The organism is Paraburkholderia humisilvae (assembly GCF_902859855.1).
GTDB classification, from domain to species: domain Bacteria; phylum Pseudomonadota; class Gammaproteobacteria; order Burkholderiales; family Burkholderiaceae; genus Paraburkholderia; species Paraburkholderia humisilvae.
On sequence record NZ_CADIKH010000134.1, the window covers coordinates 1 to 8,211 of the forward strand.

An 8,211-nucleotide genomic window follows, 5' to 3' on the forward strand; every position below is an offset into this window, starting at 1 on the left:
CCCCTCCAGCATCCGGTCAATAGTGGCATCCTGCCGTGGTCCCGGGCAAGCTCCTGAATTGTGCGAGTGCCACAAACGGATATTGTCATTTAACAGCGCGATTATTTGGGGCGCCGGTTCAAACCAGTATCCCACCATTATGTTTTTCTAACCCGCATAAGTGGACAATACAGCCTCGTTCTGTGCGGAGGACGCCGCTCCACGACGCTGTGAGAGCCGTGTTGCGCGTGAACGGACGACATGCACCGAATTTTTTTATCGTCGCAGTTACGACCTTCCTTATTAATACGGTCCATGCTGACAGGGCACCAGCCAAGATGATTGATGAGCGTAAGCCGACGCGCACGCAAGACAAATATACGGCGATATTCTTCGCGCTATCCTCGATTGCGGATAGGGGATGCCCGGCGGCTTCTGACCGAACAAGTGCTCGCCTCATGGCTGGAGATGTCCCGGCGGGCCGTGCGATGCGCCGTCCGATATTTACCGCAGCCGTGACTGCCACGACTTCCTTGATGTGACTGACGCGCGCGCAGCATCGCTGATCGCACAAATTTCGGACGAGGACGATATCAGCTTGGTCGAGGAAGCTTGAACGCTTGATCGAAGGCTAGGAACTGGCGCGATAGACGACTTCTCTTTGTTTCTCGGGAGTCGCGTGTCAAATGTTCGTTATTCGTTATTCGTTATTCGTTATTCGTTACGAGGATGTTTTTATTGAAGAACAGATATTGTTCAGCATGAATCTGTCATTAAATTTTTCGCTCGTGAAAACGCAAAAGTGGCAACGGCTCGCGCATGTCGAGCATCGAGCGACGACAGGCTGTCTTGTTAACCTCTTTTGTGCGCCTTGCCGCCCTATGTTGACGTGAATCCTATGCACCCGCAGTCCATTGCCTTACCCTTCCGCGATGCCTTGTTGGCGATGCTTGGCATCGGTCTCGTCAACATGCTGGTCGCGCTTGATCAGACGGTGGTCAGTACCGCGCTGCCGTCAATCGTGTCTGAGCTGCGTGGCTTCGAGTTCTACGCATGGATTGCGAGCGCGTATCTGCTTGCGTCGGTCGTCACGGTGCCTGTGTTTGGCCGCCTCGGTGACTATTTCGGCCGTAAGCGCTTTGTGATCGCCGCGGTGATCACGTTCACAGTGGCGTCGCTACTGTGCGGCATCGCGACGAGCATGCCGTTTCTCGTCATCGCGCGCGGGCTGCAAGGGGTCGGCGGCGGTATGATGGTCGGTACCGCGTTCGCTTCGATTCCCGATCTGTTTCCCGATCCGCGCGTGCGCGTACGCTGGCAGGTGGTGATGGCGGCCGCATATGGAATCGGCACTGCGGCCGGGCCATCGCTCGGCGGATGGATGACTCAGCATCTTGGCTGGCGTTCGACGTTTATCGTCAATCTGCCGGTTGGTGCGATCGCGCTGTATTTTATCTGGGCGCATTTGCCGTATTACAGGCGCGAACAGGTCGGCGAAGTGCGCATCGACTGGGGTGGCGCTCTGCTCGTCGCACTCGTGCTGGGCGGCTTGCAGATGTTTATCGAGGCGGTGGCGAAGGACGGGCTAACGAGCGGCAATCTGCTGCTCGCGGCGTTCGTCTTGATCGGCACCGCATTGCTGCTCGCGTGCGAGCGGCGCGCGACCCATCCGATGATTCCGCTGGATCTTTTCAACGACGCGCAACTCGTCACGCTTTTCACGCTGTCGGTGTTGTCCGGCTTCGTGATGTTCTCGCTGATCTTCTTCGCGCCGCTGCTGCTGCAAGGCGGCTTCGGCCTGTCGCCGCAGCAGGCCGGTCTGCTCGCGACGCCGATCGCCGCGTGCGTCGCGTTGGGCAGCTTGATCAACACGCGCATCGTGATTCATCTGTCGCGGCCGACAGCGATTCTGTCGATCGGTTTCGGGCTGCTCGTCGCGGCATCGATCGGCATTGCGCTATCGACGCCTCTTACGCCGCACCTGTATCTGGAACTCTCAATGGGGGCCGTCGGCATCGGGCTTGGTTTTGTCCTTAACAACCTGAACATATTCGGGCAGGAGATCGCGGGCCGCGAGCGGTTCGGCATCACCACAGCACTGCTGCAGTCGACGCGGATGGTCGGCGGTATCCTCGGCACAAGTGTCGTCGCAATGATCGTGAATCGCCGGTACGCGCCAGGCGTCGATAACGCACTACGCGTGTTCGGTGAACCCCTCGCCGCAAAGTGGCGCCCGGCGTTCGCCGACCCGCGTATTCTCATTGACGAAGGTTTGCGCGACTCGTTGCTTGTGCAACTAAAACGCGCGGGACTCGACGGCCCCGCGTTGCTCGATGTCGCGCGGCATGTGATGGTCCAATCGATTCACATTGGCGTGCTGGTGGCCGGCTGTGCAGCGCTGGCTGCGGCGCTGCTTGTGCGCAATATCTCGCAAATTACCTTTCGTCACAGATAAAGTCAGAGCCCATAGTGCGAGTTGTTCTACAGAGTCCTGAACTTTGCGTTCGTTCCGCGCATCCGTGCTTGGCGAGCGCGCTTGAACGTGTGCCGTATGCAGCTCTATACGGTCGTATCCGGGCGCGTGTGCAACTCAAACCCGTGAGCGCGCGCGCTTTGCATAGCTGATCACGCACGCCCTGCAGGGCGCCGGGTGCGCGCATACGCTGCCGGGCTGGAACCGTTGAGGTGCGGGCCTCACGCGGCTAGCCGCGACGGGGCGGGCACCTCCTGCGCCGCCATGCAACAACTGGCCGTGCCGCATGGCCTGAATCATCTGCCCGACGAACTGCCGGAATAGGCTTTCGAGGTATTCCGGAGAATCCACATCACCAGCACCCAAACGTATTGCACCCTAAGCCGGTGATGACATTCCGTCCGCCCGCCGTGTTGAAGTCGTCCACTTCCACTAGCGGGGGGACTCCCGCCGCGCTCTCAATGGAGTTAGATATGGCGCGGCAAGTACCGCTTGCGACGCTTAGAGACCTCCAGGCGCGCGAGTGGCGTTAACTCATCAACATCACGCAGTACGTGCTTGCGATCCCGATCGACGTACCGGCGCAGCGCGTCAACGAAATCGTGATGGGCGAGCGCTCAGTTACTGTGAACACGGCTGTGGCGTTTCTTCGGTACCGGCGTGCAGAGCTGGATGAACCTGCAGATGCGCTACGACACCGAGATGGAGAAGGAAGAGATCGGCGTCGAGAAGCTCGATGAGACCAGGCAGCACGCCAAGGCAATCGCATGAAAAATTGTTTGCCGACAATGAGACAAAAGTTGCCTGGAAGAATCGGGAAGCGCCGGTGCGTTGGGACCGACACGATCGACTGGATGGTTGAAAGCAAATGGGGGCAGGCTGTGTTCGGTGGTGATGGTTGCGTCGCCCGAGAGATCGACGGCCACGTTTTTCTGAAGCGGCGGTACTTGTTAGCAACCTGCCCGCGGATCCGAAGGGGATTGGCGAGGCGGTGCACGTTCGCTGGGCCATGGAAAACAGCATTCATCGGGTGATCAATCTTGCGTTTGGCGAGGATCAATGGCGTGTTCGTATAGACAACATCGAACAAAATTTCGCCATCCTGCGCCACAGCGTGTCGAATCTATTGCCTACTGGTAAAATTACCAGTAGGCAATTGTTATAAAGCGGCTCAAAGCCGAATTCGACGAACACTAACGGATCAAGTACTTGGCATGCAGGGCTCTTGATCCGATTGCCTTGGGCAGCAGCGAAGGCTGCTTGACCCACCGTTTCTTACCGATCGTGTGATGAGCGAAGTGCGAGCGTTGAAGATCAGGGCGATCTTCAACGCCGAGAACGCTGGTGAGATGGCGGAGAAATCGCGCGAGCGTTTGGGTTAAGCGCACAGCTCAAGCTTTAGGCAACGAGGAACTTTCGTAACCGTGTACGCCGCCACGTGCAGCCGTGCATTACATTGGACGGTTTGTGCTTTACCCCGGATACGTCGCAAGAAACGCTCAAGCTTGTGGGGCCGCGTCTCGGACCACAATGGCATTGGTTCACGCCGTCGTCGCGCTCACGGAAACGGGTAATCTTCGAAATTGCATCGCGGCAAAGTCGATTGTTCGCGGTCGCGCGTTGGCAAGCACAGTTGACAAAGTGTGCGGAGCGACTTTATCCGCTCCTTGCGTCGCCAAAGCGAGCTTGCGGTAGCTGGGTGGCGCCCCTTGGCAGTCTGTGCGGAAAGGGCGACGCACACAACCCGATTCGATAGCAGGCTTCCCGAGTCCCCGATACTGGCTTGAGGTGCGAGAGTGATGCTGACCAGATTCAAGCAGCAGCATCAATTGACTTACCAAAGTCGGCTGCAAATGTAAGGGTATTGACTTACTCTGTCACCTGTGGCGCAAGCGCGTTTGATGTCAGCGATTCGTCGAGGCCGAATTTCCTAAGTTGACGTCGCAGTGTCTTGTGGTGAACGTTAAGAGCACTTGCGACCGATTTTTCCGAATTGCTTTTCAGCAAGTCGACCGCGAGTTCAATTTGCGAACGTGTGAGGCTGCTAGGACGTCCCGGTCGTCGGCCTCGGTCTCTTGCTGCCGCGATACCGGCGCGAGTGCGTTCGCTTATCAGCGCGCGCTCAAACTCCGCGAGCGCGGCGATTATATGGAACGTAAACTGTCCCGTGGGAGAGCGCGTATCGATGCCCTCGGTCAGTGAGACAACGCCCACTTCGCGGGCGCGCAGATCACTCATGACTTCGACAAGATGTCTTAGCGACCGACCGAGTCGATCGAGTCTCCAGACAACGATTGTGCTGCCCGGTCCAGCCGTATTCAGCGCGTCCTGAAAACCGGGGCGATTGAAATTTGCTCCGGAAAAACCAAAATCGGAAAAAATATGATCACACTCATATTTTTTCAACGCGGAAAGCTGCAGGTCGAGAATTTGTTCCGCAGTAGATACTCGCGCATATCCAATTCGCATAAAACGTCCCTTTTCCCCAATTTATTTGCTCCGTACTATCGTGATCTACCGGCGTTCGACGGCGACTGGTGCCATGGCAAACACGGATTCGGTAATCGATGCGCCATCTCGTCGGATCTTTCACGCGGTGACGCAACGACGACGGCTCGGGACGCGCAGGGCTGCCGCGTGCAGAGTCGAAGTGCGCGGTTGATAGCGATTCGTTGCCCAAACGGAACATTTGCTTGCGGCCCGGGCGAGCGGTGTGGCGATTTGCCCTACATGTAGCAAGGACCCGGCGTAAACGCCGCGGCACGTGACAGAGGTCGCCGGACCCAGGTGAGCTCCATTCCGATATCTCGTACCTAGGGCAAGTATTTAGTATAACTATCAACGTGTGTGCATATACATCAGTTCCTGTACCTGGGTAGCATTTGTCTTCTCGCTCTCGATGCAACTTCAAGTCCCGCGGCGTTTGCGGAGATCCCGTTATATAGGTTCCGAGCTTGCCGACTGGGCCGCAGCGAATTATTCGCGATGAATTGTGACAATCATGCCCAAAGTCGCTCTTTATGAAAGCAGCTTTTGCCGGTGTTTTGAGGCTATGCACTAGCGTGATCCGGACGAAGTCAGCGAATACGGAACGAATTGTTTAAGCAATAGTAATTGCTAATCGTTTTATGACTAAATCGTGATATCGCGCACATTTTCATTTTGACTTCTTTTGTGGGGTGGTCTTTCAGCAAATACTTCCGCAGCTAGGCTGATGTTGCCTCTGTGCCCGTCTGTGGTGCTTCCTCGCGAACCTTGACATCTTCTCGGAACTGCGATATGTCGCGAGGAGGGGGAAAGCTTTGTGAAAACTCATACGTATGCGACTTATTGTAAATATATTAAGAAAAATTTCAACAAAAATAATGATCTAAAAAGGTTGAAATTCTTTGTCTTATAAAAAATGAGGAAAATAGGAGAAGTTAAAGAAAGCCCGCGAACGCACACGGCAAACAGATAAAGACCAGCAAGCGGACACCTCGACAGACGAGCGACGAACAAGACCTAACAACGAAGCGCGACCGACAGTGCTGTGCCAACACACGGAACAGAAACAGACAGCAAGGCGACGCAAGAAGGGTACGCGCACCCAAATGCAGCACTCAACGGCACGACGTAGACCACAACGGCCAAACAGAACGGAGACACGGCCAGAGACGCGGTGGTACAACAACTTACACCCCTGCATCGCAGGTGGGTGCAAGCTATGCTTCGGGTCGATACGCGGGTGCTCGAGCTTCAGAGGTCGGGTTTGCTGGCGTCGTAGCGCAGCACTGTATGAATGCATTGAAATACGTTTGTCACAATGATCCGTAGCAAAGTCCCCCGCGAGCCAAAATGTGGACCCTTACGTAGGCAACGATTCGAATGAGATTTAAGCTCGCGGCGATACGCGAGCTACTTCGGCTAGTAAGCCTGCCGGTTTGTCTCAGGTGGGTTCTTTCATGGCGACTACCAGCACGAGACTGAACTCCGTCCGCGTCTGAGCTTGTTTATTGCCGCAAGGCCACGTCCGGCATGGAGGCAACTCACTGTGCCGTAGGTCGAAGCGACTCCGGTCGCCCGCGATTCGCGGAGGGGCAGATGCGCGTCGTTTGAGGGCAGCTTATCGCGCAAGATTGAAAGTGCTGTTGGCCTGATCCTATAAGATGAGATAGTCGATCTCGCGTTCGTCAGTAACTAACTGGCTAGCAACCAGTCCGGAACGCTCAATGCAAGCTCAGCGTCGGGAGAGTTCGATCGCGTCGACTGGTGTGACTTCTTTCTCGTCGACTCGTGCATCGACACGATCACCACGGGTGAAATCTTGCTACGTCGATTGATCGACGCCCGGACGTGAGCGCGACGGGGGGGGCGCCTGGCAGACACCCTGAAGCGAAGGCGCGCACATGCGAGTGCGTCTGTGCAATCAGGTCTTGGCGCGAAACGCATTATTTGGACGATGTCAGCCTCGTGCTCGTGTCGCATACCCAACCCGCTCGATGTGTGGCACGTCAAGCGCGGTATCCGTTACGCGTCATACCCCACACCCGGTGCGTACTTTGTTGACCTGGGTGCGTAGCGATTCGCCAGGTCGAAAAGCTGTTGCGCATGAGCACCTTGCCCGGCGAGCGCGACATGAATGTCGTGCGCGTACCTGTGATTGGGCCTCAGGTTTCCCCCCGGCGACGGAAAGGCACTGAGTTGTTCACGTGTGAGTGACCGGGCGGTTGGCCGACTCGCCCTGAAGTCGCACGAGAACATGACGTCGCTGATTGAGCCTGGGCGGCGGTTTGCGGAAACCGCCGGCGCCCGCAGTGGGAGCAAACCGCTGGATTTCGACTTCCGGAGTTTTATGCATTGTGACGAGACGTCACGAGGGGTGGTGGCGATCCCGCGGTTGACGAGCGCCAAGCGAGTCGCTCTAGTCTAGGTGGTCAAAGAACAACCGTGTCGGCCAAGCATGCACCACGCCATTGCGAAGCAATGGAAAGTCCCCTGCGCGCCGTAGTGAGCGGGGCATAATAATTACTTCGTGATGCTACGCAAGTGTCCGAACCTTCGCCTGAGTGGATTCATGGCGCGACGGCGGCACCGCACGTTGCGCCGCCAGAATCAAGCCAGTCCCCTGACCCGCGAAGGGGATGGGGACCGTCATTCCTGCTCCCCTACCGCCCCTCACCGGCGTTGCGGCGCGCTTGATCTGAGCTTGGGCTAGCCAAAGTCAAATCGCTTGTAGAGACCGCTTATCGCAAGAGGATTAATGTCAAATTAACCTGAAGCACTGCGCATAATAGCGTGGCATGATTATATCGTTTCCTTTCTTGTCGAGAATCTCGAGGAATCATAGTAGCCTTGCGTCGACCCAAGGAATGTGTTGATGCGGAGTGCGGTTTGGAGCGGTGGTATTGGCTAGCATCGATTCTCCAATCCGACGCCCTTGAATGTTGGCTTGCGTGTCGAACAGCAGCCTGAACGTATAGGCGCACGACTTGTAGGTGCCGTCCGCCGGGTATGCGCGGAGCAAACTGACTCACCGCTGATCATGGAGCTTCTCGAGGATCCCCTACGTGCGCCGGAGGAGTCAGAACGCGTTTAAAGATTTGAGCCGGATGTGGTTTAAGTAGGGGATGTGAAATAAAGAACATTAGGGATGGCCAGGTAAAGCGGGCGCAGAAGACGAAGCGTTACCCGAGCGATATGAGCGACATCGAGTGGGCCGCAATCAGGGGATTGCTGCCACGTGCTGCTTCACGCGGACGCCGTCGGCAGTGCGATTC

4 protein-coding genes are annotated in these 8,211 nt (G+C 56.6%); 3 read left to right on the top strand and 1 reads right to left on the bottom strand.

Annotation, left to right across the window (positions count from 1 at the left end; genetic code table 11):
* The first annotated feature begins 925 nt into the window (after positions 1-925).
* Together HV796_RS39010 and HV796_RS39020 are read left to right on the top strand one after the other, a co-directional pair.
* Positions 926-2,434, top strand: coding sequence for an MFS transporter (locus HV796_RS39010; RefSeq protein ID WP_175233126.1), 1,509 nt, complete (start codon positions 926-928; stop codon positions 2,432-2,434).
* Between the two features lie 916 nt (positions 2,435-3,350).
* Entirely contained in the window at positions 3,351-3,617 is a 267-nt protein-coding gene (locus HV796_RS39020; protein ID WP_175233124.1) for a hypothetical protein, read from the top strand.
* Positions 3,618-4,321: 704 nt separating this feature from the next.
* Here HV796_RS39020 and HV796_RS39025 read toward each other — a convergent pair.
* The gene (locus tag HV796_RS39025; RefSeq protein ID WP_175233125.1) at positions 4,322-4,921 is read right to left on the bottom strand and encodes a recombinase family protein; all 600 of its coding nucleotides are present in this window, start codon (positions 4,919-4,921) and stop codon (positions 4,322-4,324) included.
* Between the two features lie 3,147 nt (positions 4,922-8,068).
* Between HV796_RS39025 and HV796_RS44815 the strand changes: the two genes are divergently transcribed.
* Positions 8,069-8,211: transposase (locus tag HV796_RS44815; RefSeq protein ID WP_425497114.1), on the top strand; the 143-nt coding region annotated here is incomplete at its 3' end.

What these genes read in the sequence shown, in the direction of transcription:
- HV796_RS39010 (WP_175233126.1), top strand. Translation starts at nt 926, where the DNA reads ATGCTTGGCATCGGTCTCGTCAACATGCTGGTCGCGCTTGATCAGACG.
- HV796_RS39025 (WP_175233125.1), bottom strand. Translation starts at nt 4,921, where the DNA reads ATGCGAATTGGATATGCGCGAGTATCTACTGCGGAACAAATTCTCGAC.